We start from the raw sequence: 25,822 nt of genomic DNA, 5'->3' as shown, positions 1-25,822 counted from the left end.
TAATCGTAGTGGGTAAGTCATTATTATCAGTATTCTATGGTGCGCTTAAACGGCGGTAAGGCATCCAGCAACGCTTTTCCATAGCGTTTAGATACTACTCGCCGATCAAGGATGACCACTCTACCAGAGTCCCGCTCTTTACGCAGTAAGCGCCCAACAGACTGAATGAGTTTTTTACTGGCTTCAGGAACCGTAATTTGCATAAAAGGATTACCACCAAGCTCCTGAATATACTCGGCATGCGCCTGTTCAACGGGAGAGGTAGGAACAGCGAAGGGGATTTTTGTGATGATTAAGTTTTCCAGGAGGTCTCCGGGTAGGTCAAGACCTTCCGAGAAGCTCCCAGTGCCAAATAAAATACTGGTCTTTTGTTTTTCAACGAGCTTTTTATGTTTATTTAGAATTTCTGAGCGAGATTTTTCACCTTGAATTTGCAAGGCCCACCCGCGTTTAGTGAACTCTTTTTTCAACAACTCAGCGACTTCGCGCATCTGCCAGTAGGAGGCAAACAGCACCAAATTGGCTCTATCGGCTTGCAAATAACCAAGCACTTTTTGTGCTAAGTAGGCGGTATAGCCATCGGCTTGTGGCTCTATCTCCATCTTAGGAATAAGCAGCTCACCTTGAGTAGAGTAGTCAAACGGTGAAGCTAGTGCTAAGAATTGAACACCATCCTCTGTTTTATCACTAATCCCAGCTTGGTGGCAGAAAAAACGGAATGAATTTAACGCGCGCAAAGTAGCAGAAACCAAGACTGCTCCGACACAACGACTCCAAATTTGTTGGTCGAGTTGCCAACCAATTTCTAATGGGGACACACTAACTAAGTAATCGCCTTCGCGTTCAGGGCTAATTTCTAGCCAGCGCGCCAATGGAGCACCTTTGTCCTTATTAGGTTTGGCCATCAATTGCCAAACTTGAGTGAGATTCTCTAAACGTTGAATATAAAAGCTCAGTTCACCTAGTGCTGGTTCTGCAATCCGAGCGGCCAACTCACCCTCTTTGATTTTTTCTGCGATGAGATCCGACATTTTACTCACAGATTGCATCACCTTTTGGGATGATTTACTGAGACTCTGTGACTCTTCCGCTAGCCACAGGGGGAGTTCTCCGTGCTCAAAACGATAAATACCATCGATAAATTGCTCGGCCACAAATTGCTTAGGTAGTTGTCCCAACGTTGGGATCAAATATTGTATGGCTGTGCGAGCTTCATCTGCGAAACGTTCTGAACGTTTTTCATCCCCCAACGCAGCAAATTTTGAGATTGACTGGTTGAGTTTTTCTAGCCAGCTGGCCGCCCCTTTTAACGTGGCAGCTGCCGAGGAGTGGTCACGAGCGACTGTTGGGAGGTGGTGGGCTTCATCAAAGACGTAAATCGTTTCCTCCGGAGCAGGTAGAATGACACCTCCGCCAAGATCGGCATCCGCCATCACCAAGCTGTGGTTTGCAATGATCACATCGACTTTATCAAGTTCAGAGCGTGCTTTTTGAAATGGACAGTGGCGATGTGCACTAAAACTTCCATTACAACTGTGCTTATCACTCACGATGAGAGACCAAAGCTCATCGTTAATAGGAGCTGGCCAAGCATCACGATCACCATCCCATTTCCCTTGACTCAGAGCAGCATAAAGCTCTGTTAGTAATTCGGTATCTTGCGGCTTAGGTTTGGTTTCAAACAGAGCAATTTGTGAATCATCTGCTCCGCAGGCCATCGCTAGGCGCTCGCAGCAACAATAGCGTTGTCTGCCTTTAGCAAGGATAAATGAAAAACGTTGTTCACTGATCCGTCGAAAAAGGGGTAAATCCTTGTTGATGAGCTGTTCTTGAAGTGCCACTGTCGCTGTTGAAATCACCACTTTTCGTCTATTTGCCACCGCAACGGGGATCACAGCCATTAAATAAGAGAGAGATTTACCTATGCCTGTTCCAGCTTCCGCTACCAACATACGGGTTGATTGGTGATAAGTCCCACAAAGTGTTTTGGCTATTTCAGCGACTAGGTAATTTTGCGCCCGACGAGGAATAAAGTTTTCTAACTGGGTTTGTAGGTTTTGATAACTAGATCGAATGGAATCTTGGATGTTTTTAGTCAACATAGATGTGTCCAAAGTGCAATGGCGCGATGGTAGCACAGATCACTGAGTGATACCTACTTCACGAAATCGTATGCTTTTAATAGAAATCTAGATCTTGTTCACAAATAAAAACTGAACCATCAGGAACTTAAATTTATTTTGTTTTATAAAAAATATAAAACTACGAATGCTAGATTTGCTTTTTATAAAAAACCATACATGTCCATTGTTTTGTTAAGTTTTGGTATTTAGTTCTGTTGTTTTGTTTTATTTCAAGTTGGTGGTTTTTGCTTTTCTTGTTAAGAAGTAAGCCGAAAAAACCGATGAAAACAATGTAACTTATTGATAATAATTAGTTTATATTTTTTTTCTTTGTTTTTTTTATGGTATTTGACATGCAGAATATTCTTTTGCAATCTTAACAGCGAAGGTGATGGCGATGGTGACTAACCGAAGAGTTGGAAAACCATCATCAAAAAACAGGGAACCGGACAAGGAATTCCCAAATTAAGAAAAGGCAGTGGATTAACATGAAAAAAACTCTATTAGCACTCGCAGTGCTTGCAGCAGCAGGCTCTGTAAACGCAGCTGAAATTCTAAAGTCAGATGCTGGCACCGTTGATTTCTACGGTCAGCTACGTACAGAATTGAAATTCCTAGAAGACAAAGACGCCACTCTTGGTTCTGGTTCTTCTCGTGCTGGTGTTGACGCAAACTACACCGTAAACGACAGCCTAGCTCTTCAAGGTAAAGTAGAATTTGCTCTGAAAGACAGCGGCGACATGTATGTTCGTAACCACATTCTTGGTGTAAAAACTAACTTCGGTAAGTTCAGCTTTGGTAAGCAATGGACTACATCTGATGACGTTTACGGCGCTGACTACTCTTATTTCTTCGGTGGTACTGGTCTTCGTTACGGCACTCTGTCAGATGCGCTGCATGATTCACAAATCAAGTATGCTCTAGAAGTTGAAAATTTCTGGGTTAAAGCTGGCTACGGCTTGACCGAAGATGATTCTAACCAAGAGTTAGCTGAACTGTTCGTAGGTGCAACTTTCGGTGACCTAGCGGTTCACGTTGGTGGTGGTCAGAATACTGACAAGAAATTTGCTGCAGGAACCACCACAGTTGACGTAACTAACACTTATTTTGAAGTGACGGGTGAATACACCATCGGTGATGCACTGCTTGGCGTGACTTACTACAACGCTGAGTTGGATGTTAACAATAATCCTCTAGTGATTGACGAAGATGCTATCTCTGTTGCTGGTACTTACAAAGTAGCGGACAAAACTACAATGTACGCTGGTTACGAGTACGTAATGCAAGAAGCGAACACTGGTGTAGACGAAAATGGTACTCTGGTTTACCTAGGCGTTGAATACAAGTTTGCAAGTTGGGCACGCGTATATGCTGAATACGGCTACGGTGACGGCACAACTCTGGGTTACACCAATAAAGGCTCTGACGCAGATATCAGTGCAAAAACCGTTGACAGTTCTAATAACTTCGGTATTGGTGCTCGCATCTACTGGTAAGATCCTGACCACGTTTATCGAAAAAGCCCAGCACCTGCTGGGCTTTTTTATTGTGCTAGGCAAAAGAACTGATTATTGTTGTTGTGCTGATTTTTATACGAAACAAGGTAGTTAAATAATGAAACTCAACCCATTGATTGTAGGACTAATGTTGTCATTCTCGGCTAGCTATGCACTAGCTGATGTCACACTGAAAGTGCCGGAAAATATTGATTTACTCTCTGTGAATATGCAAAAACCGAAAACAGAGGGTGGTTTATTTGGCGATAAAACAGTCATATTGAAGGATGGTATGAATCAGATTGTCTTTCGCTACATCCCTACTTTTGATGTTGGTGACGATGTTAAAAAAGTGCATAGTGATGCGATCATTGCAAAGTTTGAGAGTCAGAATGAAGAGCTTAGCTTCCAGCTACCTAACTATCGAACAATGAAAGAAGCGAACGAAAAAATCTCCGGTCTGGAATGGCAGTTGATCAGGCAAGATGGGCAGAGTATCACTGTTGTGGAAGATAAGTTGCTTAATCCAGGGGTACAATGGGGGCGTAACTATAGCCAAGAAGCAACGGAATACAACCAGAATGGCGGTATCGCAGCCATTGGTTATCTCAATGTTGTTGTTACCAATAATGCACAATTAGCGGCCACTAAACCACAAACTCTTGCGACTGATGTTTCAGCTGCGGGAAATGCTGAAGTATCAAATAACCTTGTTCAATTACAGTTATGGTATAGCAAAGCCTCTAAAGAAGAGCGCAAAGCGTTCAAAAAATGGATGGTTGACCAAGAATAAGCTAAAGCCTGCAAATGCAGGCTTTACTCTTTTATCCACAACACTTTTTGAATTTTTTACCACTACCACAGGCACAAGGATCGTTCCTTCCTTGTTTGATCTTGTTGGGAAATTCACCATCGATATAAAACCAGCTGTCTTGTTCTTTTACAAAGCGAGAGCGTTCTTCCAGGCAGTATTCTTGACCATTTTGTTTTAGAAAAGCACGAAAGTGTACATATCCTTCTAAGTCTGTCTCTCCCATCTGGCTTGAAACCACTTCGAGGCGTACCCAGTCGCTATATACAGATTCACGGATTGCTTCTCGATCATTTTCGGCTAGGCAAGAAGAGTGATAAGTGTTGATGATAAAATCTACATTTTTTAAAACGTGCGCACTAAATCGAGCCCGCATCAATTGCTCAGGAGACTGCGCGTGCTGCACATTTAGATGGACTGGCTCACAACACGTTGAGTAAGTAAGAGGGCTTCCGCAATAACAGGACATAAAAAATTAAATCAAACAAGAAATGGCGGTTAGTTTAACGGTCAGTGTACAAAAATACCAGTTTAGGTCTGTACACCCAGTAGGTCAGCGGTCCATTTTACGGCCTCGATGTAGCATTCTGTCGGAGCATCGTTAGGTAAATTGAGTTCTTGTGCGAGGGCCGTGACTAGGCCCCAATCTGCCATTTCATACGCTTTGTTGAGCGCGAGGATTTGCCCCAGAGTGCCGCTTCCTAGTGTTAAAGCCATCTTGACTTCTTCTTCAATAGGCATCTCTTCAACGATGGAGTCTAAGGGCTGATCAAGCAAGCTATCGAGAACGGAGAACATACCTGTCAGGAATCCTGTTCCTGGAGCAATCTTGGCTGAAACTCGTTCACTGAGCATTTCACAAAATTGAGCCCGTAGGATAGCGAGGTTGTAAAGGTAGTCAGGTTTTGAATCTTGAGTTGAAGCAATTGCGACCAAGGAGATGAATTTTCTTAGCTTTTGTTGTCCTAAGTAAACTAACGCTTGCCTAAACGACTGAATTTTAGAACTGACAGTAGCTGATGAATTGACAAAGGTCAGCAGCTTATAAGATAGAGAAATATCTTGGGCAACTATCGACTCAATTGCGGCAAAGTCGACTTCTGGCTTTGCCACTTCTTTCAACAAACTTACGATGGTAAGAAAAGAAGGCTGTAAGGCCTTGCGTTGAATTATTTCTGGCTTACTGAAGAAATACCCTTGGAAGTAGTGGAAGCCTGCTTGCTTGGCAAGTTCAAATTCTTCATAGGTTTCGACCTTTTCGGCCAAGAACTCAATTTTTGTTGAGCGCAATCTATCGATGAAAAGTTTTGCCTTTGGAATGGGAAATAAGCGAATATCAAACTTGATGATTGAGATATAAGGCAGAAAAGCTTTCCACTCATTACTGGGAATAAAATCATCCAATGCCATCTTATAACCAAGCTGCGCCATCTTTTTCACGGCATTCAACAGGTCTTCGGTTGGAGGGCAATCTTCAAGGATCTCTACGACTAAGCTTTTGACTGGAAAGAGTGTTGGTACCATATTCAGTAGGCTTTGATATGGGAAATTAACAAACCCAAGATTGTTGCCTAGAGTGCTGTAATGGGCAGTTAAAAAATGATCAGAAAGCAGGCGGCTTGTGGCTTCCTCGGGGTCGATATCAGGGAACGTGTTTTTAGGCCCATCACGAAATAGCAGCTCATATCCAATAGTGCTTTTGTCACGGTCCAGAATGGGTTGTCTAGCTACGTATGAGTACTTCAAAGTCTGCCGATCCTTGTTAGTTAATACTTATATTAATACTGGGGCATTATACTTTGAAGCTGATTGATAAGAACGACTTTGCTACTAGATTAATTGTTACTACTTTTTATTGGTTCAGAAGTTAATGCATAGCCAGCTAGTTTAGAATAGACCAAGACAGAACTTTGGTTGTACCAATCACCTAAAACAATTCGAATTTTGTTGTGTTGAAGGGGGATAGGAATTTGATGTATAGCGGGTCGGTGGGTATGTCCGTGGATCATTAAATCAACTTGGTGACGCAGCATCACATCCAGCACTTCACTTGGTGTTACATCCATGATCATCATTGATTTGTGTTGTTTATCCTCTCGGATGTCCGATTGAATTTTTCGCACGATTTTGCGGCGTAGAAAAAATGGCAGCATTGCAAACAGACGTTGCAACCAAGGTTGATGAACCTTCTCTCGGAAAGCAAGATAGCGAGTATCTTGGGTGCAAAGTGTGTCCCCATGTAGCACTACGGCTTTTTGACCATACAGATCGATGACGGCTTCATCAGGTAAAAGTTGTATACCTGTTTCTTGAGCGAAACGTGTTCCGACCAGAAAATCACGATTACCCTTGATGAAATAGCATGGGATCCCTTGTTGCGTGAGTTGTTTAAACTCCATTTTGATCTGCTTGGCAAACGGGCTGGGGTCATCATCACCAATCCAAAAATCAAACAGGTCACCAAGCACGTAAAGAGCATCGGATCGTGCTGCTTCTTCACGCATAAAATGGATAAAGCAGTCGGTAATATCAGGTCGATTAGGAGACAGATGGAGATCTGAAATAAATAGTGTATGCATTATGGGCAGTGAAGGAGCGCTTGAAGCGCTCCTAATTAGGTTAAGCTTCGATAGTTGTGCTAGTGATTATCACTTCGTCTAGTGGCACGTCTTGATGCATGCCGTAAGAACCAGTGCTAACACCTTTGATTTTGTTGACGATATCCATACCTTCAACGACTTCACCAAATACACAGTAACCCCAACCGTCACGGCTCTCAGAGCGGTAGTCGAGGAAAGTGTTGTTATTCACGTTAATGAAGAATTGCGAACTGGCTGAATGTGGGTCCATAGTACGCGCCATCGCAATGGTACCGACTTTATTGCTCAGACCGTTGTTCGCTTCATTACGGATTGGATCGCGAGTTTCTTTCTCACGCAGTCCCGAAGTCATACCGCCACCTTGAATCATGAAACCGTCAATGACACGGTGGAAAAGAGTGTTGTCGTAGAAACCTTCACGGCAGTATTGCTCAAAGTTTGCGCTAGTTGCAGGCGCTTTTTCAAAGTTGAGCTGGATTTTGATGTCACCAAAATTGGTATGCAGGGTGATCATGAGTTTTACCTTCGCATTTATCAATGGAGAGCAAGAGTTTAGCCTAACTTTTTCTGCATTCAAAACATCAAATGGATGACCTGACAATCTTTGAGTTGTTATACTGTCCACCGTTTATAATTTTGATGGTAATCAGATAGAGATCATGTTGAAGATTTATAACTCACTCACAAGACAGAAAGAGGAATTTAAACCAATCGTTGCCGGCAAAGTGGGCATGTATGTGTGTGGAGTCACCATTTATGATCTCTGTCATATCGGACATGGACGGACTTTTGTCTCTTTTGATGTTGTAGCGCGTTACCTTCGTTACCTCGGTTATGACTTAACTTTTGTCCGTAACATTACCGATATCGATGACAAAATCATCAAGCGTGCCGCTGAGAATTCAGAGACGTGCGAATCATTAACTGAGCGTTTGATTCAGGAAATGTATGCGGATTTTGATGCTCTAAATATCAAACGGCCCGATGTTGAACCACGTGCAACGGCCTACATCGAAGAGATCATTGCTCTCGTGGAGCGCTTGATTGAGCGTGGGTTTGCATATGTTGCTGACAATGGCGATGTGATGTTTGAGGTTGGCAAATATGATGAATATGGGAAACTTTCAAAGCAAGATCTTGACCAGCTGCAAGCGGGTGCACGTGTTGATGTAGAAGCGGCTAAGCGTAGTCCACTGGACTTCGTGTTGTGGAAAATGTCTAAGCCGGGTGAACCTACATGGGAATCACCTTGGGGACCTGGTCGCCCAGGCTGGCATATCGAGTGCTCAGCGATGAACTCGTCCATTCTGGGGAATCATTTCGATATCCACGGTGGGGGTTCAGACTTGCAATTTCCGCATCATGAAAACGAAATCGCACAATCTTGCTGCGCTCATGGGACCCAATACGTCAACACATGGATGCACAGTGGCATGGTGATGGTAGACAAAGAGAAAATGTCTAAATCATTAGGCAATTTCTTTACCATTCGTGATGTTCTTGGTCATTATGATGCGGAAACGATTCGCTATTTCTTGATGTCAGGCCATTACAGAAGCCAATTGAACTACAGTGAAGAGAATCTCAACCAAGCACGCGCTTCGTTAGAACGTCTTTACAATGCATTGCGTGGGTTAGATCGCACTGTGCCTGCCGCTGGTGGAGAAGAATATTTAACTCGTTTCACAGCAGCGATGAATGATGACTTCAATACTCCTGAAGCTTACTCAGTGCTGTTTGATATGGCGCGTGAAATTAACCGACTCAAAAGTGAAGATTTAACCAATGCCAGTGCTTTGGGCAGCTTGATGTGTGAGTTAGCGGATGTGATTGGTATTCTTTACCAAGAACCAGAGGCATTCTTTCAAGGTGGCGCTGAAGATGAAGAGGCGGAGCAAATTGAAGCATTAATCAAGCTTCGCAATGATTCTCGTGCTGCGAAAGATTGGGCTAATGCAGATATGGCGCGTGATAAGTTGAACGAGATGGGCATTGTTCTCGAAGATGGCCCTAATGGCACAACATGGCGTCGTAAATAACGAGTAATCAATGAAAGGGTGGGCGAAAGCCCACTCTCTTTTTCAGACGCGCTTTCTTGGCGTAAAGAGCAAATTAACAAGGCAAGATAGTATGTCTGTCATTTTAGGGATAGATCCCGGCTCACGAGTGACTGGGTATGGTGTGATTCGTCAACAAGGGCGACATCTTATCTATCTGGGGAGTGGCTGTATTCGAACTTCGGAACAAGATCTACCGCTTCGTTTAAAACAAATTTACGCGGGAGTGAGTGAAATCATCACCCAATTCCAACCTGATGCATTTGCTATTGAACAGGTGTTTATGGCAAAGAATGCCGACTCAGCATTAAAACTTGGTCAAGCCCGCGGTAGTGCGATTGTGGCGGCGGTGAACGCAGAACTTCCTGTTTATGAATATGCTGCCAGACTGATTAAACAAGCGGTAGTCGGTACGGGAGCGGCTGATAAAAGCCAAGTTCAACATATGGTGCAGCAGATGCTCAAACTGCCCGGTAAGCCCCAAGCCGATGCAGCAGATGCTTTAGGTGTTGCTATTTGTCATGCTAATACCAACAAAACTCTGATTGCATTGGCAGGGCAGGCAACGAGTTCGCGTAGAGGTCGTTATCGTTAAACGGAGCCTGATGATGCGAGCATTTTACTGGCTATCCATCCAGTTATTGATTATCATCCAGAGCATCTTTCCTCCCTCTATTATAAGGAAACACAAGTGATTGGACGTCTTCGCGGTACGCTGATTGAAAAGTTACCCCCTCAAATTTTGATTGAGATCGGTGGTATTGGCTATGAAGTGCAAATGCCGATGAGCTGTATTTATGAACTGCCGAATATTGGGGAAGAAGCCATCATTTATACCCACTTCGTAGTTCGAGAGGATGCACAGCTACTTTATGGCTTTAATACCGTTAGCGAACGCGCTCTGTTTCGTGAAGTCATTAAAGCCAATGGTGTAGGGCCGAAAATGGGACTTGCGATTCTCTCAGGCATGACAGCGAATCAGTTTGTCTCCTGTGTTGAAAAAGAAGATATATCTACACTGATCAAACTACCGGGTGTTGGCAAGAAAACAGCAGAACGCTTGGTTGTAGAAATGAAAGACCGTCTAAAAGGATGGGGGGCTGGTGATCTCTTTACGCCAGCTACGGATGCTGCGCCTATCGATTCCGTTCCTGCGCTTGCCCAAAATGCCCAAGACGAAGCAATCAGTGCGCTTCTTGCGTTGGGTTATAAACCGCCTCAAGCATCTAAAGCTGTATCACAAATTGCGAAAGCGGGCATGAGCTGCGAAGAATTGATCCGTGAAGCACTCAAATCTATGGTGTAAGTAGCGGCGTGTATTTAAAACGCTAGACACATGTCACTCAGTTTATAGAGAAAATATGATAGAAGCCGATCGTTTAATTGCCCCTGTTAACCACTCCTTCAAAGATGAAGAAGTGATTGATAGGGCGATTCGTCCTAAAAAACTTGCCGATTATCAAGGTCAAGACCATGTGCGAGATCAGATGGAAATCTTCATCAAGGCCGCACAACAGCGTGAAGAGGCGTTAGATCATTTGTTGATTTTTGGACCTCCAGGACTTGGGAAAACGACTTTAGCGAACATTGTGGCCAATGAGATGGGGGTGAATATCCGTACCACTTCTGGTCCAGTGTTAGAAAAAGCGGGAGATTTGGCTGCTCTGCTGACGAACCTTGAAGAAAATGATGTCTTGTTTATTGATGAAATTCATCGTCTTAGCCCCATGGTAGAAGAAGTGCTTTATCCGGCAATGGAAGACTACCAATTGGACATCATGATAGGTGAAGGCCCTGCTGCTCGTTCAATCAAAATCGATCTCCCGCCATTTACCTTGATTGGCGCAACAACCCGTGCTGGTTCGTTAACCTCACCATTACGTGATCGTTTCGGAATCGTGCAGCGTTTGGAGTATTACAATGTTGCTGACTTGCAGAACATTGTCCAACGCAGCGCTCACTGTCTTGGGCTTTCTATGGACAGTGAAGGTGCGCTTGAAGTGGCTCGCCGTGCTCGCGGTACGCCGCGGATTGCCAACCGTCTGCTACGTCGTGTAAGGGATTATGCAGAAGTCAAAGGGGATGGGCATATTTGCGCGCAAACGGCGGACAAAGCACTCAATATGCTTGATGTTGATCACCAAGGTTTCGACTATATGGATAGAAAGCTTTTACTGGCGATTATGGAAAAGTTTTCAGGTGGCCCGGTGGGGTTGGATAACCTTGCCGCCGCAATTGGTGAAGAGAAAGATACGATAGAAGATGTTCTAGAACCATTTCTCATTCAGCAAGGCTATTTACAACGAACTCCACGTGGTCGTATAGCCACAGATCGAGCATATCTACATTTCGGTCTTGAAAAATAATGTTACAACTCTCGCCCGGCATACCGGGTGAGTCTTTCTTTTTTGATAAAGATCTCATTTCTTATATTTCTTTCCTCTTGGTAATTGTTAGCTTTTGCAGACGTTATGTTAACTCATTGGTTGTTTTCATTCGCGTCAGATTGGTTTGTTTACGAGCCAGTAACAGAAATTGCCGCTATCCTTTGATTTGGATCATTTCGTTTGTTTATTGACCAGCCCTCTGGTTTAAATCTTGATTTAGATCAAGGCGTAATTCTCCCATAAACCTTTTGAAACAAGCAGGTTTTGGGATTAATATTAGCCCTAGCTATATTAGCTACAACTTAACAATTAACTAACCATAGTGGTACATAGTTGCAACAATAAATGCTTTTTGTGGTAATGTTTTATAGATTTTTTAACATTGCTTGTGTTGCCCTATGTCGAACGTGTCATTCAGCCGACACAAAGGAGTTACCATGATCGATGTTGTTGATTTATCGCGGTTGCAGTTTGCTCTGACTGCGATGTATCACTTCCTGTTTGTTCCCCTCACTCTAGGGATGGCGTTTTTACTCGCTATCATGGAGTCACTCTATGTCATGACCGACAAACAGATTTACAAGGACATGACCAAATTCTGGGGTAAATTGTTCGGGATTAACTTTGCTCTTGGTGTGGCGACAGGCCTTACCATGGAGTTCCAGTTTGGTACGAACTGGTCCTACTATTCTCATTATGTAGGTGACATTTTTGGTGCTCCGCTAGCTATCGAAGCCCTGGTCGCATTCTTCCTTGAATCTACATTTGTTGGTTTATTCTTCTTCGGATGGGACAGACTCACCAAACGGCAGCACTTAGTGGTGACTTGGCTGGTGGCGTTAGGTTCAAATTTCTCTGCACTGTGGATTCTGGTCGCAAATGGATGGATGCAAAACCCTGTTGGCTCAGAGTTCAACTTTGAAACCATGCGTATGGAAATGGTGAGTTTTGCCGAAGTGGTACTTAACCCAGTGGCACAGGTGAAATTTGTTCACACTGTGGCGGCAGGCTACACAACAGGTGCCATGTTCATACTTGGTATCAGTGCTTACTACTTATTGAAAGGCCGTGATGTTGCGTTTGCGCGTCGTTCTTTCGCGATTGCTGCGTCTTTTGGTATGGCATCAATCCTGTCTGTTATCGTATTAGGCGATGAATCAGGTTATGAGCTTGGTGAAGTTCAGCGCGTTAAATTAGCGGCGATTGAATCGGAATGGCATACACAGCCAGCTCCAGCGTCATTCACCTTGTTTGGTATTCCAAATCAAGAAGAGATGCACACCGATTACGCGATTAAGATCCCATACGCTTTAGGTATCATTGCTACTCGTTCTTTGGATGAACAAGTGATTGGTTTGCGTGACCTACGAGATGAGCACGTAGAGCGTATCCGTAGTGGTATGTACGCTTATGAGTTACTTGAAAAACTCCGTGCTGGTGAAAAAACACCGGAAAACATTGATGCATTCGATGAAGTGAAGCAAGACCTTGGTTATGGTCTGTTGCTGAAGCGCTACACCGATAAAGTAACAGACGCGACCGAAGAACAAATTCAAGCCGCGGCAGATGACTCTATCCCAACGGTTTGGCCTCTATTCTGGTCGTTCCGCATCATGGTAGCTTGTGGTTTCATCATGCTGTTCGTGTTTGGTGCTGCGTTCTTACAAACATGTCGTCAAAAAATTGAACAGAAGAAATGGGTACTTAAAGCAGCGCTTTTCAGTATTCCATTACCTTGGATTGCTGTTGAAACCGGTTGGTTTGTTGCTGAATACGGCCGTCAACCATGGGCTGTTGGTGAAATTCTTCCAGTACACGTTGCGGCTTCTGCTTTAAGTGCAGGAGAAATCATCACCTCAATGCTAGCTATTCTTGCTCTATATACGATTTTCCTGATTGCTGAAGTGTACTTAATGGTTAAATTCGCCCGTAAAGGCCCTAGCAGCCTAAAAACTGGACGTTACCATTTTGAACAAGGCGAAGAGTCTGTTCAGGAGCAAGTCAACCGCCAAGTTGAAGCATAAGGCAAGGAGAGACAAATATGTTTGATTACGAGATCTTACGACTCATTTGGTGGGTGCTCATCGGCGTGCTGCTAGTGGGTTTTGCCATCACAGATGGCTTTGATATGGGTGTCGGCGCGCTAGTCCCCGTGATTGGTAAAACGGATAATGAACGCCGAGTGATGATTAACTCTATTGCTCCGCACTGGGATGGTAACCAAGTTTGGTTAATCACGGCTGGTGGTGCTCTGTTTGCCGCATGGCCATTGGTGTACGCGACTTCATTTTCTGGATTCTATCTAGCAATGATTGTCACGCTTGCCGCATTATGGCTACGTCCACTTGGCTTGGATTATCGCTCTAAGATTGAAAGCACGAAATGGCGCAATAACTGGGATTTGGCGATTTCAGCTTCAGGCTTTGTTCCGCCAATCATCTTTGGTGTAGCGTTTGGTAACCTACTGCAAGGTGTACCATTCCAATTGAGTGACTTCTTAATGCCAACCTATCATGGTTCATTCTTTGGTTTGCTCAACCCATTTGCTCTGCTGTGTGGTTTAGTTAGCCTATTTATGATCTTGTTACAAGGTTCAATATGGCTACAAATGAAAACCACAGCAGATGTACATCAACGTGCACGTAATGTCTCTCAGCTGACTGGCTTGCTGACCGTTGTCTGCTTTGTTGCTGCTGGTTTCTGGATTCAATATATTGACGGCTACATGGTCGTTGGTGTGATTGATGGTAACGCTGCGTCTAACCCACTCAATAAAGAAGTGGTGCGCGAGGCGGGTGCGTGGTTGAATAACTTCGAAGCGATGCCTGTACTGTGGTTGGCTCCTGCATTGGGTGTATTTATGCCCCTATTCGCGGTGCTGGCAACTCGATTTGATAAAGGTGGCTTGGCATTCCTAGCTTCAAGTTTAGGTAACGCAGGGGTTATCTTTACTGCGGGCTTTGCAATGTTCCCATTCGTGATGCCATCAAGTTTGAATCCAGTACATAGTTTGACAATGTGGGATGCCACATCAAGTAAATTGACACTTGAGCTGATGACAGTGGTTGCGGTTGTCATGGTTCCAATTATTTTGGGTTACACCATCTGGAGTTACTACAAAATGTTTGGTCGCCTTGATGATAAATTCATCGAAGATAACAAGAATTCACTGTACTAAGGAGTTGATATTATGTGGTATTTTGCATGGATTCTTGGCGTATTGCTCGCCTGTGCATTCGGTATCATCAATGCTCTTTGGTTAGAGCATACAGAAATGATGGATAAAGATAGTGAGTAATCGATCTGCAAAGATCGCTTTCTATCACCAAGTTATCGATAAGGCCTTATTTAAGGCCTTATCTTTACTGTTGGGGTTCTACAATGCTGCGATGGTGATGTGGGATCCTAATAGCTATGCTGAGAGAATTGGCGGTTTCAATGCACTCATTGCCCTATTAATGATCTGGGGCATATGTTCAAGTATGGTGTTTGGGCTTAGTTTTAAACCTCGTTACTGGCTATGGCAGATTATTTTCAGCCCTTATATATCCCTACCAATCTTAAGTTATCTCACAATAGTTCGGTTTTTGAACTGATGTGCGGTAAATTTAATCATATTGGCGCTGGCTCTTTGAGGCAGCGCCAATTTTTTATCATTAGGTAAGAAAACTTTACACGCGCTTGTACTATCGTCAGATAGTTGCGCTATAGTAGCAGCCATTCCTCGGTATATGAGATTTTTATCAAAACCATGAACACTTTTCGTTGGCCAGTCACGGTGTATTATGAAGATACTGACGCTGGTGGAGTGGTTTATCACGCAAACTATCTAAAATTCTTTGAAAGAGCTCGTACTGAAATGCTCCGCGCTGTTGGTGTTAATCAACAAGTTCTGTTGGAACAAGGTACGGGTTTTGTGGTCAGACACATGGAGATCGATTTTCTTAAAGGGGCTAGGTTAGATGACCACCTTGAAGTAATCACCACCGTGTCCGAATTAAGAAAAGCTTCTTTAACTTTCTGTCAGGAACTCGTTAATCCTGAGGGAGTGTTGTTGTCTAAAGCAACGGTTAAGGTAGCATGTATTGACAATGAGAATATGAGGCCCAAGGCGTTGCCTCAACTAATCAGTTTGGAGTTTAACTGCAGTGACTGCTGATATTTCTTTTCTTGACCTTTTTTTACAAGCTAGCTTTCTCGTAAAAATGGTAATGCTAACCCTCTTGGGTATGTCTGTTGCTTCCTGGGCAGCAATTATCAAACGTAGCAAAGTGATTTCCGCAGCTGAGCGTGAAGCCGATACTTTTGAAGACCGTTTTTGGTCTGGGATTGATCTCGGAGCCCTATACCAAGATGTCAAAAAACGTAAAGATGACATCTATGGAATTGAGGAAATTTTTTATGCTGGCTTCACTGAATTTGCCCGCCTACGTAAAACGAACCCAAGTGCCCCGGACTTTGTAATGGAAGGTACAGGGCGTGCGATGCGTGTAGCAGTAGCTCGTGAAGTGGACTCGCTTGAAACCAGTTTGCCATTTCTCGCAACAGTCGGGTCTATCAGCCCTTATATCGGTCTATTTGGTACGGTATGGGGTATCATGCATGCTTTCATCGCTCTCGGTGAAGTCAAACAAGCAACGTTGGCAATGGTTGCTCCAGGTATTGCAGAAGCATTGATTGCAACGGCTATCGGTTTGTTTGCCGCGATTCCGGCTGTAATGGCCTACAACCGTTTGAGCAATAAGGTGAGTAAGCTTGAACACAATTACGCTACTTTTTCTGAAGAGTTCCATACAATTCTACATCGTCAAGCAATGGCTGGTCGGGAATAACTTATGGCAGGGTATCAACCGAAAAAGCGTGAGATGACCGCCGAGATTAACGTTGTGCCTTATATCGACGTTATGTTGGTGTTGCTCATCATCTTCATGGTGACATCGCCTTTTGTCACTCAAGGCGTGGACGTTGAATTGCCCAAAACGCATTCAGCGAAATCAGCCCAAGAAATGGCAGGTGAGAGTGATTCTAGCTTTATCATTGTTGAGATTGATAAAGAGGGTAACCTTGGTTTAAGCGTCAATGATGAAGAAGTTCAACGCGGCTTATCACTCGAAGATGTGATTGTTCGTGTAAAAGCAGAGCTGTCAATAAAACCTAATTCGCCAGTTGCAGTTGGTGGTGATGCTGCCACCCCTTACGCGGAGGTTGTGTTGGTATTGGACGAATTGAATCGAGCTGGTATTCCTAAAGTAGGGCTACTCACGGATCTTAAGTAATAGGCCGAACACTGAGCATGAAAGATAATAAGTCCAGAAAGAGTAATGATGCTAAATCGATAACTATTTCGCTGGCGTTGCATGGAACTTTAGTGGCTATTTTGCTTTGGGGCGCTGATTTTTCTATGTCTGATCCAGAACCAACAGGACAGATGATAGAGGCGGTTGTGATTGATCCTCAGCTTGTTCGTCAGCAAGCTCAACAAATTCGCAGTCAACGTGAAGAGGCAGCGAAGAAAGAACAAGAGCGGCTTGATAAATTGCGCCGTGAAAGTGAGCAACTCGAGAAAAATCGACAAGCGGAAGAAGAAAGAATCCGTGAGTTAAAAGAGCAACAAGCCAAAGAAGCGAAAGCGGCTCGTGAAGCGGAAAAGTTACGAGAGCAAAAAGAGCAAGAGCGTCTAGTTGCTGAGCAAAAAGCACATGAAGAAAAAGAGCGTGCAGCAAAAGCAGAAGCCGAACGTAAAGTGAAGGAAGATGCGGCTAAAAAAGCTGAACAAGAGCGTGTAGCTAAGGAAGCTGCGGCGGCGAAAGCAGAACAGCAGCGCATTGAGCGTGAAAAAGAAGCCAAGCTGGCCGAAGAAAAAGCCAAACGCGAAAAAGAAATTGCCGCGAAAGCAGAGCAAGATCGTTTAGCAAAAGAGAAAGCAGCGAAAGAAGCGGCTGATAAAACCAAAAAGGAAAAAGAGAAAGCGGCTAAAGCAGAAGCTGATCGTAAAGCTCAAGAAGCCGCACTAAATGATATATTTGGCAGTTTAAGTGATGAGAATCAGCAGAATAATGCGGCACGACAACAGTTTGTAACCTCTGAAGTTGGCCGCTATGGCGCGATTTATACACAGTTAATACGCCAAAACCTGCTAGTAGAGGACAGTTTTCGAGGAAAACAGTGTAAGGTAAATCTGAAACTCATACCGACAGGGACTGGTGCTCTACTTGGCAGCTTAACAGTTCTGGATGGTGAGAGTCGTTTGTGTGCAGCGACTAAACGTGCTGTAGCTCAGGTAAATAGTTTTCCATTACCCAAAGATCAACCTGACGTAGTGGAAAAATTGAAGAATATTAATTTAACAGTAGCACCTGAATAAGGAAGGGAAGGCTTGTGTTTAAGCGATTAATTTTTGTTTTGATGCTCATAGGCACTGGTTTTACCAATGTAGCGAATGCTGCATTAGAACTAGTGATCACTGACGGTATTGATTCGGCACGTCCGATTGCTATTGTTCCTTTCAAATGGGAAGGCGCCACAAAATTACCTGAAGACGTTTCTGCGGTGATTGCTTCTGATTTACAGCGCAGTGGCAAATTTAGCCCTGTGCCGACAAGTAAAATGCCACAAACACCGTACAGTGAAGAGCAAATTGATTTTGGAAAATGGACATCACTCGGTGTTGATTCATTATTGACTGGCACCATCACGCAAAATGCAGAAGGTAGTTATGTTATTAGCTATCAGTTAGTGGATATTGTGCGTGGTCAACTTACTCAAGGGCAGAGTAAAGCCTTGTCTCAAGATGGTCAGCTGGTGTTATCTAAAGATCATGTTCTTTTCAATAAAGTGGCGACAGTTCCTGCTTCACGCCTGCGCGAGTATGCACACCGTATCGCTGATCTCGTCTATGAAGAGCTTACTGGTGAACGCGGTGCATTTTTAACGCGTGTTGCTTACGTTGTTGTTAATGATAAGGACCCATATCCTTACCAACTGAGAATTGCAGACTATGATGGCTACAATGAGCGTTTGGTTTTGCGCTCCAAACAACCACTCATGTCGCCCGCTTGGTCACCAGACGGCCAGACGCTTGCTTACGTCAGTTTTCAAAACGGGCAAGCCGAAATTTACATGATGAACATTTATTCTGGGCAGCGTGAAAAGCTGACATCATTCCCACGTCATAATGGTGCGCCTAGATTCTCACCAGATGGTAAAACGCTAGCGCTGGTTTTATCAAAAACTGGTAATTTACAGGTCTACACGATGGATCTGGCAACTCGTCGCTTAAAAGAAGTTACCAGTGGCCGATCAAACAACACCGAGCCTTTCTGGCATCCAGATGGTAAATCATTAATTTTCACCTCAGATCGAGGTGGTAAGCCACAGATTTATCAAGTAAATTTAACCAGCGGTGAAACCAAACGTTTAACATGGCAAGGTAGCCAAAACTTAGGTGGTCAAATTACACCTGATGGTAAATTCTTGGTGATGGTGAATCGTAGTGATTCCGGCTTTAATCTCGCGAAGCAGGATTTAGAAACAGGGGCATTGCAGATTCTAACAAAAACCTTGTTAGATGAGTCCCCAAGTATTGCGCCGAATGGTGGTATGGTGATTTACAGCTCCATCTACAATAAGGCCAACGTTTTGTCGATGGTTTCCATTGATGGACGCTTTAAAGCAAGACTACCGGCAACCAATGGGCGCGTACGTGCACCAGCATGGTCTCCGTTTTTATAACAAGTAACTATTTAATAGAAAGGAATAAGAAATGCAACTTAACAAAGTTCTTAAAGGGCTAATGATTGCGCTACCAGTTTTAGCAGTTACTGCTTGTAGTTCAAGCAATGACGCTGCAAACTCAGGTTCAGAAACTAACCAGTCTGCTGTTTCTACTGTTGATTCAAATGCTCTGAACGCACAAGGTCAACTGACTGAGCAAGAACTGAAAGAACAAGCTCTGCGTGAAAACCAAACTATCTACTTCGCATTCGATAACGCAACTATCGCGAGCGACTACGAAGCAATGCTAGCGGCTCACGCTGCGTACCTAGTTAAAAACCCAAGCCTGAAAGTGACTATCGAAGGTCATGCTGATGAGCGCGGTACTCCAGAGTACAACATTGCACTGGGTGAGCGTCGTGCTCAAGCAGTTGCTAAATACTTAGAAGCTCTGGGTGTTCAAGCTGATCAAGTTTCTATCGTTAGCTACGGCGAAGAGAAACCTCTAGTATTAGGTCAATCAGACGAAGCGTACGCGAAAAACCGTCGTGCAGTTCTGGTTTACTAATTGAGGTGATGCCTCATGTTCAGTAACTTAAAGCACGTTGTGATGCTGATGTTACTGGCAAGTGCAGCGAGCTATGCGCTCGCTGCACCCGCTCCAGTATCTGATTTAAGTAGCAACGGATCCGGTGGTTCTGCGAGTGGATCGCGGAATTCTGAAATTGAACGTCTAGAACGTTTGCTTGAAAACCGTAATCTCATGCAGTTGCAAATGCAAAAGCAACTTGATGATATGGCTCTAGAGGTCAATGAATTACGGGGTCAAATTGAAAAAAATAACTACGACATGCAACAGATGTTGCAGCGTCAACGTGAGTTGTTTGTAGAGCTTGATCGTTTGCGTGGTGAGATCAAGACACCTTCAACCGCAAGTCAAATCCCTTCGAGCAGCAATGATGATGCTGCACAAGGTACATTTAGTAGTGATGCAAATGAGCAAGCTGCTTATCAAAATGCCGTGGACTTGATCCTCAAGAAACGCGATTACGCAGGTGCGATCGCTGCGTTTAAAAAGTTTCAGGCCGACTACCCTAATTCGACCTTCACTGCCAATTCACACTACTGGTTAGGTCAGCTCTATTTTGCAAAGAAAGAAGATAAAGATGCAGCGAAAAGCTTTATTGCAGTTGTTTCCCAGCAAGATTCTAATAAACGAGCGGATGCATTAGTCAAACTGGGTGATATAGCAAAGCGTAACAATAACGCAGAGCAGGCGCGCAAATTTTATCAGCAAGCTATTGATGAATATCCAGACAGTGCTTCTGCCAAGATTGCAAAAGAAAGTCTGAAGTAAATACAAGAGCTGCTTATGCGGCTCTTTTTGTTTCAGGATGCGCTATTTTTGTTAGCTGACAAAAATGCATTCTTAGGTACTTTTTGACATCGTTGTGTATGGGCTTTCAATTTTGCTTGCAGCTTTCTAGGGTGTACAATGCGCCGTCTATGGAAGTTGTGCAGAGCAAGAGCAATGAGCCACATACTCGATACTATAAATACGGTTTACCCTTTTCCCCCTAAGCCTATTCATCTTACGAATGAGGAAAAACAAGCTTATATCGCTGAGATAAAACAACTGCTAGTTAAAAAAGATGCAGTGTTGATTGCTCATTATTATACGGATCCTGAAATCCAAGCACTTGCCGAAGCCACTGGCGGTTTTGTTGGTGATTCTCTGGAAATGGCCAAGTTTGGCAATCGTCATTCAGCACAAACTTTGATTATTGCTGGTGTCCGTTTCATGGGGGAATCGGCCAAAATTCTTACCCCTGAAAAGCGTATTTTGATGCCAACATTAGAAGCTGAATGCTCATTAGATCTGGGCTGTCCTGCCGATAAGTTCACCGAATTTTGTGATGCGCATCCTGACCATACTGTGGTTGTGTATGCTAACACCTCTGCTGCGGTCAAAGCGCGTGCGGATTGGGTGGTGACATCGAGTATTGCTTTGGAAATTGTGGAGCACCTTGATGCTGAAGGAAAACCGATTATTTGGGGCCCAGACCGTCATTTAGGTTCTTATATTGCCAACAAAACTGGCGCTGAGATGTTGTTATGGCAAGGTGAGTGCGTTGTGCATGATGAGTTTTCTGCTGATGCATTGCGTAAGATGAAGGCACTTTATCCTGATGCTGCGATTCTCGTACATCCAGAATCACCATCGAGTGTGGTTGAGTTAGCCGATGCTGTGGGTTCTACAAGCCAGTTGATTAAAGCAGCGAAAGCTTTACCACAGAAGAAGATGATTGTGGCTACGGATAAAGGCATCTTCTTTAAAATGCAGCAAATGGTGCCGGATAAAGAGCTGATTGAAGCGCCTACGGCAGGTGCTGGAGCCACATGTCGCAGTTGTGCTCATTGCCCTTGGATGGCGATGAATGGTTTGAAAGCGATTGCTAAAGCATTGCGTGATGGTAATAAAGAGCACGAAATCTTTGTTGATGAAGCGCTTCGAGTTAAGTCTTTGATACCTCTTAACCGCATGTTAAATTTTGCCGAGCAACTGAATATGAAAGTTAAAGGGAATGCATAATTACGAATGCCCATCATTTGATGGGCATTTTTCTGTCAATCGATTGCTTGCAGCTTGTGTTAACTTATTGAGCTTCAGCTAAATTGACCCCGCGTTGTGTTATGCCACATAACATAACCGGAATGGCATTATAGATTTCAGCAAATTGCTCCAATCCTGTGAAACCTTGATCGTAAAGCGTTGCGATCGATGTTTCAGGATCGTAGAGCATGCTTAAAGAAAGTAGCACTCCGCCAAGCAGAGTATTATCTGAGCTATTCTCGGGCATCAGAACTTCCCAGTCATCACGTGCCAACTGCCAGCCTTGGAGCATCCCTTCACAGAAATCACGAACGTTTTGGTTCACGATCTCTGCTTCATCTAATAAATATCCAGTTGGCCATTGCCAATCACCTTCAAGCAGTTGTGGCCTTGTTTCATTCCACAGAGAAATGATGTGCTGGAAGTAGTTTTCTAATTGTTCTGGATTGGAGAATGGGGCGACTTCTTCACCGCCCCATAAGAATGGCAGCCATTCTTCGGGAGGTAACACATTGGGACAACATGCCATTGCCGTAACAAAACCTACGGTTTTAGCTTGGTTGAGTAATTTATCTTCTAATTCCGGCAGCAGCAGGATGTCGTTTAAAGTTTGCATGAAGTTCTGGTGCTCAATAAAAATCAGTGTGGTAATTCTATCTGGAAAGAGGGGTAAGAGCATCCGCTTGTTAACTGAGTGAGAGACAAAGTCTCTTTTCGGAAAGTTAGAGTGTTAGATAGTGCGAAACTCGATGCAAAATTGCTCATAAAACAGCGCTGGATGAAATTCTTTCGCTATAATTTTTGTAAACAAAAAGTAATTCAGTTGGTTATGGCTATCCGTTCCTCGCTCAAAAAGAAAAGTATAATTGCGCTCACTATTTACTTAGCCTTTTTCCTCGCCATTGTAGGGACGCTAAGCTATTGGGGATTGGAAGTTCCTTTTCGAAAAGAGCTGAAAAACAATTTGTCACTTCGGGCAGAATTGTTGGCCACCCAAATCCGTGAACCATTGAATAATTCGATTGGGGTTTTGCAAAGTGTCACCAGTATCGGTAAGAGTGCGTTGGATAAAGAAGAGCAGGAGCGAATGTTACGTTCGCTCTTTTCTGTTGTCGGAGGGGTAATAATCAGTGGCGGGCTATGGCCGAATCCAGATTTAGCTCCTATGGTTCAGCAACGCTATGACAGTTTGTTTTTCAACAAAGCGGTGGATGGTCAGATCGATCAATTAATCTCTTGGAATAATCCTCAAGCAGGGGGATATGATAAAGAGAGTTGGTATCTCGCTGCCGAAAATGAAAAGGAAGGGCTGTATTTTTGGTCACCAGTGTATATTGATGCTTATACACAGGTTGAGATGATTACTGTCTCCACACCTTATTACCGCAATGGTGTGTTTGCGGGTGTTGCAACAGTGGATTTATCGTTGGAAGGTTTGATTAAGTTCGTTGCTGAAACTGCGGAACAATACAATCTTGGGGTAAATCTTAAAGATGCCTTTGGTGTTGATATTGTTTCACATAATTTTCGTATCTATGAAAATGCATTAGTCAGTTATTACAATTTTGGTGAGTTTAACTGGCAGATTGAAGTGGTCAATGCCACTCACCATATTGATGAAATCATTTTCAATTTAATCATCAATATAGAGAAGCGCTTGATGCCAATCCTTTTATTGTGCGTCATGGTTGGCTATTTCTTGATTAATCATTATTGGATTCGTCCGATAGTGATGATTGCTAAAAAGGTCAATGAGTCGAGAGAGGGAGAAATCATTGATATACGTTACAAATCCCAAGATGAGATCCGTCATCTCATTGATACTTTTAATCAGAAAACCATTAATTTAGAAGTGGAGAAAGTAAAAGCACAGGCCTCAACGAAGGCTAAAAGCGCATTTCTGGCAACGCTTTCTCACGAAATACGTACGCCGATGAATGGGGTTCTCGGCACCGCTCAGATATTACTCAAAGATGAACTCACCGCAAAACAGCGGCAGCATCTCACCAGTCTCTATGAGTCGGGAGAGCACATGATGACTTTGCTCAATGAGATATTAGATTATTCAAAAATTGAGCAAGGTAAGTTCGAGCTGGATTACAGTTCTTTTCCACTGCGATCCATCATTGGTAGTATCAAAAGTATTTACTCAAGTCTTTGTTTTGAAAAGGGGCTTAAATTTCATCTGAACTCTGAAATTACTGACACTCGTTGGTACTATGGTGATAAAGCACGCTTGCGGCAGATCATCTTCAATTTACTGAGCAATGCGGTGAAATTTACAGAAAGGGGTTTTGTTACTATTGGTTTGGCGGAAGAAGCAACCCAAGAAGGGCATTACTTAATCATTAAAGTCCAAGACAGTGGGATTGGTATTGCGAAAGAGGCTCTTGGTCGAATCTTTCAACCGTTTGAACAAGCTGAGTCGCACACAACACGCCGTTTTGGAGGCACTGGCTTAGGGCTTGCGATTGTCAAACAGATTGCTGCGTTGATGAATGGTACGGTTTCAGTACAGAGTGAGGTGGGGCGAGGAACCTGTTTTGAAGTCAGGGTTAAGTTGGCGATCACCGAACCTATCAAAGAAGAGTATAAGCCGATAAAAGCCAAAACGTACCCTGGTTTGCGAGCGTTGATCGTGGAAGATAACCGTACGAACATTATGATTCTTGAAGCCTTCATGCGTAATAAAGGCTTTGAATGTCATAGTGTTACGGACGGTGAACAGGCTATTTTAGCTCTACAGAAACATCAATATGATTTGGTATTGATGGATAATCATATGCCATTGAAAGACGGTATTCAGGCGACTCGGGAAATTCGCCAATTATCGTTCCCTCAATCCAATATTCTTTTATTTGGTTGTACTGCTGATGTGTTCAAGGAAACTCGTGATCGAATGCTTTCAGCGGGAGCCGATGACATTATCGCGAAACCTATTGCTGAGCATGAGTTGGATTTGGCTCTTGAACAACATCATGAGCGTCTCTATCAATTCCATCCAGAGTGCTTATCCGAACTGGCTGATTGATAGCCAAAGAACCTTGCTTTAACAGACAACTGCGGTGGGTGCTATACCCCATCTATTTTGGAGTTGCTGGTAGAGGCCGTGAGTTTATCCCCGTGAGTATAGACGGGCTTTGTGCCTGTGGGGGACGAACATAACCCATAACCAATACTACTTGTCGCTTCAAGTATGAGACATATAGCGGTTTATTTCCCACGTTAATGTAATTAAATTACAAAAAATAATCTTACCAACCGATGTTTTTACGATAAAAGCCGAAAACTAGCTTGAGATGCTAGTTTGCTTTCATTTTTTGGTTTTTTATTTACTTCCCTTGTTTAAAAACGAAGCCTAAAACTAAAAATTGTGTGATTTAATAGAGTCATAAACTGCTAATTTGGATTTATAGCAGCTCCATGTCTGGCTTTGGTGGCTAAATCGTAGTGATATATTTTATAGGGGATGTAAATGAAAGCTCGTGGTCCGTTTTGTATTCGTCATGCAGCGGCTGATACTTTTGCGATGGTTGTCTTTTGTTTTGTAACTGGCATGATTATTGAGATCTTTGTGTCAGGAATGACCTTTCAGCAATCACTCGCTTCCCGAACCCTTTCCATTCCCGTTAATATTGCGATTGCTTGGCCGTATGGTGTATTTAGAGATTATGTTCTTCGCCAAGGGCGCAAAATTTCCCCAACCGGTTGGATGAAGAATCTCTCCGATCTCGTGGCTTACGTTCTCTTTCAATCACCGGTTTATGCCGCCATTCTCTTCATCGTAGGCGCTTCTACCGATCAAATCATTACTGCTGTGGCTACTAACGCACTGGTGTCTTGCGGAATGGGAGTGTTGTACGGCTATTTCCTCGATATGTGCCGCCGTTGGTTTAAAGTTCCCGGCTATACAGTATCTGAGGGTTAATACGGTTAAACATTTGTCCCGTTAACTGCCCTTCCATTTTATTTGGCCAATTTCAGTTATTACCCTAAATCGAGCAATCAGATCTAGGGAATA

At 43.6% G+C, this 25,822-nt stretch carries 26 protein-coding genes; 20 read left to right on the top strand and 6 right to left on the bottom strand.

Translation table 11 applies throughout. The features are described 5' to 3' along the window. Positions 1 to 26: 26 nt before the first annotated feature. Positions 27 to 2,102, bottom strand: coding sequence for an ATP-dependent DNA helicase DinG (gene dinG, locus VOA_RS04195; protein ID WP_000956413.1), 2,076 nt, complete (start codon positions 2,100 to 2,102; stop codon positions 27 to 29). Between the two features lie 509 nt (positions 2,103 to 2,611). Between dinG and ompT the strand changes: the two genes are divergently transcribed. Next, positions 2,612 to 3,619 (top strand): porin OmpT, encoded by a 1,008-nt coding sequence (gene ompT / locus VOA_RS04200; RefSeq protein WP_000751968.1) that lies wholly within the window; start codon positions 2,612 to 2,614, stop codon positions 3,617 to 3,619. Positions 3,620 to 3,737: 118 nt separating this feature from the next. Next, positions 3,738 to 4,412: a DUF2057 family protein gene (locus VOA_RS04205; RefSeq protein WP_000773950.1), complete on the top strand. Its 675-nt coding sequence runs from the start codon at positions 3,738 to 3,740 to the stop codon at positions 4,410 to 4,412. A gap of 31 nt (positions 4,413 to 4,443) precedes the next feature. Here VOA_RS04205 and VOA_RS0118590 read toward each other — a convergent pair whose 3' ends face one another. From VOA_RS0118590 to VOA_RS04220, 4 genes are all read right to left on the bottom strand, one after another. Next, positions 4,444 to 4,899: a YchJ family metal-binding protein gene (locus VOA_RS0118590; protein WP_032468372.1), complete on the bottom strand. Its 456-nt coding sequence runs from the start codon at positions 4,897 to 4,899 to the stop codon at positions 4,444 to 4,446. Positions 4,900 to 4,961: 62 nt separating this feature from the next. Then, complete coding sequence (locus tag VOA_RS04210; protein WP_000877811.1) at positions 4,962 to 6,176, bottom strand: EAL and HDOD domain-containing protein; 1,215 nt, start codon at positions 6,174 to 6,176, stop codon at positions 4,962 to 4,964. An 89-nt stretch (positions 6,177 to 6,265) separates the two neighbouring features. Beyond that, positions 6,266 to 7,009: a UDP-2,3-diacylglucosamine diphosphatase gene (gene lpxH / locus VOA_RS04215; protein ID WP_000557009.1), complete on the bottom strand. Its 744-nt coding sequence runs from the start codon at positions 7,007 to 7,009 to the stop codon at positions 6,266 to 6,268. Positions 7,010 to 7,049: 40 nt separating this feature from the next. Then, entirely contained in the window at positions 7,050 to 7,544 is a 495-nt protein-coding gene (locus tag VOA_RS04220) for a peptidylprolyl isomerase (protein ID WP_000631297.1), read from the bottom strand. Positions 7,545 to 7,689: 145 nt separating this feature from the next. Between VOA_RS04220 and cysS the strand changes: the two genes are divergently transcribed. The 16 genes from cysS (at position 7,690) to nadA (ending at position 21,780) form a co-directional block, all read left to right on the top strand. Next, on the top strand, positions 7,690 to 9,069 hold the full coding sequence (cysS, locus tag VOA_RS04225; protein ID WP_000913187.1) for a cysteine--tRNA ligase: 1,380 nt from the start codon (positions 7,690 to 7,692) through the stop codon (positions 9,067 to 9,069). A 91-nt stretch (positions 9,070 to 9,160) separates the two neighbouring features. Beyond that, positions 9,161 to 9,682 carry a crossover junction endodeoxyribonuclease RuvC gene (gene ruvC / locus VOA_RS04230; RefSeq protein ID WP_000111362.1) on the top strand — a complete coding sequence of 174 codons (522 nt, stop codon included), beginning with the start codon at positions 9,161 to 9,163 and terminating at the stop codon, positions 9,680 to 9,682. A 96-nt stretch (positions 9,683 to 9,778) separates the two neighbouring features. Further along, positions 9,779 to 10,393 carry a Holliday junction branch migration protein RuvA gene (gene ruvA / locus VOA_RS04235; protein WP_000580355.1) on the top strand — a complete coding sequence of 205 codons (615 nt, stop codon included), beginning with the start codon at positions 9,779 to 9,781 and terminating at the stop codon, positions 10,391 to 10,393. Positions 10,394 to 10,448: 55 nt separating this feature from the next. Continuing rightward, complete coding sequence (gene ruvB / locus VOA_RS04240; protein ID WP_000568495.1) at positions 10,449 to 11,453, top strand: Holliday junction branch migration DNA helicase RuvB; 1,005 nt, start codon at positions 10,449 to 10,451, stop codon at positions 11,451 to 11,453. 458 nt (positions 11,454 to 11,911) lie between these two features. Further along, positions 11,912 to 13,498: a cytochrome ubiquinol oxidase subunit I gene (gene cydA, locus VOA_RS04245; RefSeq protein WP_000568065.1), complete on the top strand. Its 1,587-nt coding sequence runs from the start codon at positions 11,912 to 11,914 to the stop codon at positions 13,496 to 13,498. 17 nt (positions 13,499 to 13,515) lie between these two features. Next, positions 13,516 to 14,652 carry a cytochrome d ubiquinol oxidase subunit II gene (cydB, locus tag VOA_RS04250; protein ID WP_000460769.1) on the top strand — a complete coding sequence of 379 codons (1,137 nt, stop codon included), beginning with the start codon at positions 13,516 to 13,518 and terminating at the stop codon, positions 14,650 to 14,652. A 12-nt stretch (positions 14,653 to 14,664) separates the two neighbouring features. After that, positions 14,665 to 14,772 carry a cytochrome bd-I oxidase subunit CydX gene (gene cydX / locus VOA_RS0118585; protein ID WP_000270285.1) on the top strand — a complete coding sequence of 36 codons (108 nt, stop codon included), beginning with the start codon at positions 14,665 to 14,667 and terminating at the stop codon, positions 14,770 to 14,772. Continuing rightward, positions 14,765 to 15,070 carry a cyd operon protein YbgE gene (ybgE, locus tag VOA_RS0118580; RefSeq protein ID WP_000071256.1) on the top strand — a complete coding sequence of 102 codons (306 nt, stop codon included), beginning with the start codon at positions 14,765 to 14,767 and terminating at the stop codon, positions 15,068 to 15,070. The genes cydX and ybgE overlap by 8 nt, the downstream gene beginning before the upstream one ends. Before the next feature lie 155 nt (positions 15,071 to 15,225). Then, on the top strand, positions 15,226 to 15,633 hold the full coding sequence (gene ybgC / locus VOA_RS04255) for a tol-pal system-associated acyl-CoA thioesterase (RefSeq protein WP_001091425.1): 408 nt from the start codon (positions 15,226 to 15,228) through the stop codon (positions 15,631 to 15,633). Beyond that, positions 15,623 to 16,306, top strand: coding sequence for a protein TolQ (tolQ, locus tag VOA_RS04260; protein WP_000123078.1), 684 nt, complete (start codon positions 15,623 to 15,625; stop codon positions 16,304 to 16,306). The genes ybgC and tolQ overlap by 11 nt, the downstream gene beginning before the upstream one ends. Positions 16,307 to 16,309: 3 nt before the next feature. After that, the gene (gene tolR / locus VOA_RS04265) at positions 16,310 to 16,750 is read left to right on the top strand and encodes a protein TolR (protein WP_000929542.1); all 441 of its coding nucleotides are present in this window, start codon (positions 16,310 to 16,312) and stop codon (positions 16,748 to 16,750) included. A 17-nt stretch (positions 16,751 to 16,767) separates the two neighbouring features. Further along, on the top strand, positions 16,768 to 17,838 hold the full coding sequence (gene tolA, locus VOA_RS04270; protein WP_032468371.1) for a cell envelope integrity protein TolA: 1,071 nt from the start codon (positions 16,768 to 16,770) through the stop codon (positions 17,836 to 17,838). A 14-nt stretch (positions 17,839 to 17,852) separates the two neighbouring features. After that, positions 17,853 to 19,205, top strand: coding sequence for a Tol-Pal system beta propeller repeat protein TolB (gene tolB / locus VOA_RS04275; protein WP_000476463.1), 1,353 nt, complete (start codon positions 17,853 to 17,855; stop codon positions 19,203 to 19,205). Positions 19,206 to 19,236: 31 nt separating this feature from the next. After that, positions 19,237 to 19,755, top strand: a complete 519-nt coding sequence (gene pal / locus VOA_RS04280; RefSeq protein WP_001176617.1) for a peptidoglycan-associated lipoprotein Pal — start codon at positions 19,237 to 19,239, stop codon at positions 19,753 to 19,755. 15 nt (positions 19,756 to 19,770) lie between these two features. Further along, positions 19,771 to 20,544 carry a tol-pal system protein YbgF gene (gene ybgF, locus VOA_RS04285; RefSeq protein WP_000492453.1) on the top strand — a complete coding sequence of 258 codons (774 nt, stop codon included), beginning with the start codon at positions 19,771 to 19,773 and terminating at the stop codon, positions 20,542 to 20,544. A gap of 174 nt (positions 20,545 to 20,718) precedes the next feature. Beyond that, on the top strand, positions 20,719 to 21,780 hold the full coding sequence (gene nadA / locus VOA_RS04290; protein WP_000018279.1) for a quinolinate synthase NadA: 1,062 nt from the start codon (positions 20,719 to 20,721) through the stop codon (positions 21,778 to 21,780). Positions 21,781 to 21,844: 64 nt separating this feature from the next. On the opposite strand, the gene VOA_RS04295 is transcribed toward nadA, so the two are convergent. Next, positions 21,845 to 22,417 carry a UPF0149 family protein gene (locus tag VOA_RS04295; RefSeq protein ID WP_032468400.1) on the bottom strand — a complete coding sequence of 191 codons (573 nt, stop codon included), beginning with the start codon at positions 22,415 to 22,417 and terminating at the stop codon, positions 21,845 to 21,847. Between the two features lie 213 nt (positions 22,418 to 22,630). On the opposite strand from VOA_RS04295, the gene cqsR reads away from it, so the two are divergent. Then, entirely contained in the window at positions 22,631 to 24,832 is a 2,202-nt protein-coding gene (cqsR, locus tag VOA_RS04300) for a hybrid sensor histidine kinase/response regulator CqsR (protein WP_032468399.1), read from the top strand. A gap of 444 nt (positions 24,833 to 25,276) precedes the next feature. Continuing rightward, entirely contained in the window at positions 25,277 to 25,729 is a 453-nt protein-coding gene (locus VOA_RS04305) for an L-alanine exporter AlaE (protein ID WP_000647490.1), read from the top strand. Positions 25,730 to 25,822 lie beyond the last annotated feature (93 nt).

The organism is Vibrio sp. RC586, assembly GCF_000176715.1.
Taxonomy (GTDB): Bacteria; Pseudomonadota; Gammaproteobacteria; order Enterobacterales; family Vibrionaceae; genus Vibrio.
This window is presented reverse-complemented; position numbering and strand designations above follow the sequence as displayed.

What these genes read in the sequence shown, in the direction of transcription:
- dinG (WP_000956413.1), bottom strand. Translation starts at nt 2,102, where the DNA reads ATGTTGACTAAAAACATCCAAGATTCCATTCGATCTAGTTATCAAAAC.
- ompT (WP_000751968.1), top strand. Translation starts at nt 2,612, where the DNA reads ATGAAAAAAACTCTATTAGCACTCGCAGTGCTTGCAGCAGCAGGCTCT.
- VOA_RS04205 (WP_000773950.1), top strand. Translation starts at nt 3,738, where the DNA reads ATGAAACTCAACCCATTGATTGTAGGACTAATGTTGTCATTCTCGGCT.
- VOA_RS0118590 (WP_032468372.1), bottom strand. Translation starts at nt 4,899, where the DNA reads ATGTCCTGTTATTGCGGAAGCCCTCTTACTTACTCAACGTGTTGTGAG.
- lpxH (WP_000557009.1), bottom strand. Translation starts at nt 7,009, where the DNA reads ATGCATACACTATTTATTTCAGATCTCCATCTGTCTCCTAATCGACCT.
- VOA_RS04220 (WP_000631297.1), bottom strand. Translation starts at nt 7,544, where the DNA reads ATGATCACCCTGCATACCAATTTTGGTGACATCAAAATCCAGCTCAAC.
- cysS (WP_000913187.1), top strand. Translation starts at nt 7,690, where the DNA reads ATGTTGAAGATTTATAACTCACTCACAAGACAGAAAGAGGAATTTAAA.
- ruvC (WP_000111362.1), top strand. Translation starts at nt 9,161, where the DNA reads ATGTCTGTCATTTTAGGGATAGATCCCGGCTCACGAGTGACTGGGTAT.
- ruvB (WP_000568495.1), top strand. Translation starts at nt 10,449, where the DNA reads ATGATAGAAGCCGATCGTTTAATTGCCCCTGTTAACCACTCCTTCAAA.
- cydA (WP_000568065.1), top strand. Translation starts at nt 11,912, where the DNA reads ATGATCGATGTTGTTGATTTATCGCGGTTGCAGTTTGCTCTGACTGCG.
- cydB (WP_000460769.1), top strand. Translation starts at nt 13,516, where the DNA reads ATGTTTGATTACGAGATCTTACGACTCATTTGGTGGGTGCTCATCGGC.
- cydX (WP_000270285.1), top strand. Translation starts at nt 14,665, where the DNA reads ATGTGGTATTTTGCATGGATTCTTGGCGTATTGCTCGCCTGTGCATTC.
- ybgC (WP_001091425.1), top strand. Translation starts at nt 15,226, where the DNA reads ATGAACACTTTTCGTTGGCCAGTCACGGTGTATTATGAAGATACTGAC.
- tolR (WP_000929542.1), top strand. Translation starts at nt 16,310, where the DNA reads ATGGCAGGGTATCAACCGAAAAAGCGTGAGATGACCGCCGAGATTAAC.
- tolA (WP_032468371.1), top strand. Translation starts at nt 16,768, where the DNA reads ATGAAAGATAATAAGTCCAGAAAGAGTAATGATGCTAAATCGATAACT.
- pal (WP_001176617.1), top strand. Translation starts at nt 19,237, where the DNA reads ATGCAACTTAACAAAGTTCTTAAAGGGCTAATGATTGCGCTACCAGTT.
- ybgF (WP_000492453.1), top strand. Translation starts at nt 19,771, where the DNA reads ATGTTCAGTAACTTAAAGCACGTTGTGATGCTGATGTTACTGGCAAGT.
- nadA (WP_000018279.1), top strand. Translation starts at nt 20,719, where the DNA reads ATGAGCCACATACTCGATACTATAAATACGGTTTACCCTTTTCCCCCT.
- VOA_RS04295 (WP_032468400.1), bottom strand. Translation starts at nt 22,417, where the DNA reads ATGCAAACTTTAAACGACATCCTGCTGCTGCCGGAATTAGAAGATAAA.
- cqsR (WP_032468399.1), top strand. Translation starts at nt 22,631, where the DNA reads ATGGCTATCCGTTCCTCGCTCAAAAAGAAAAGTATAATTGCGCTCACT.
- VOA_RS04305 (WP_000647490.1), top strand. Translation starts at nt 25,277, where the DNA reads ATGAAAGCTCGTGGTCCGTTTTGTATTCGTCATGCAGCGGCTGATACT.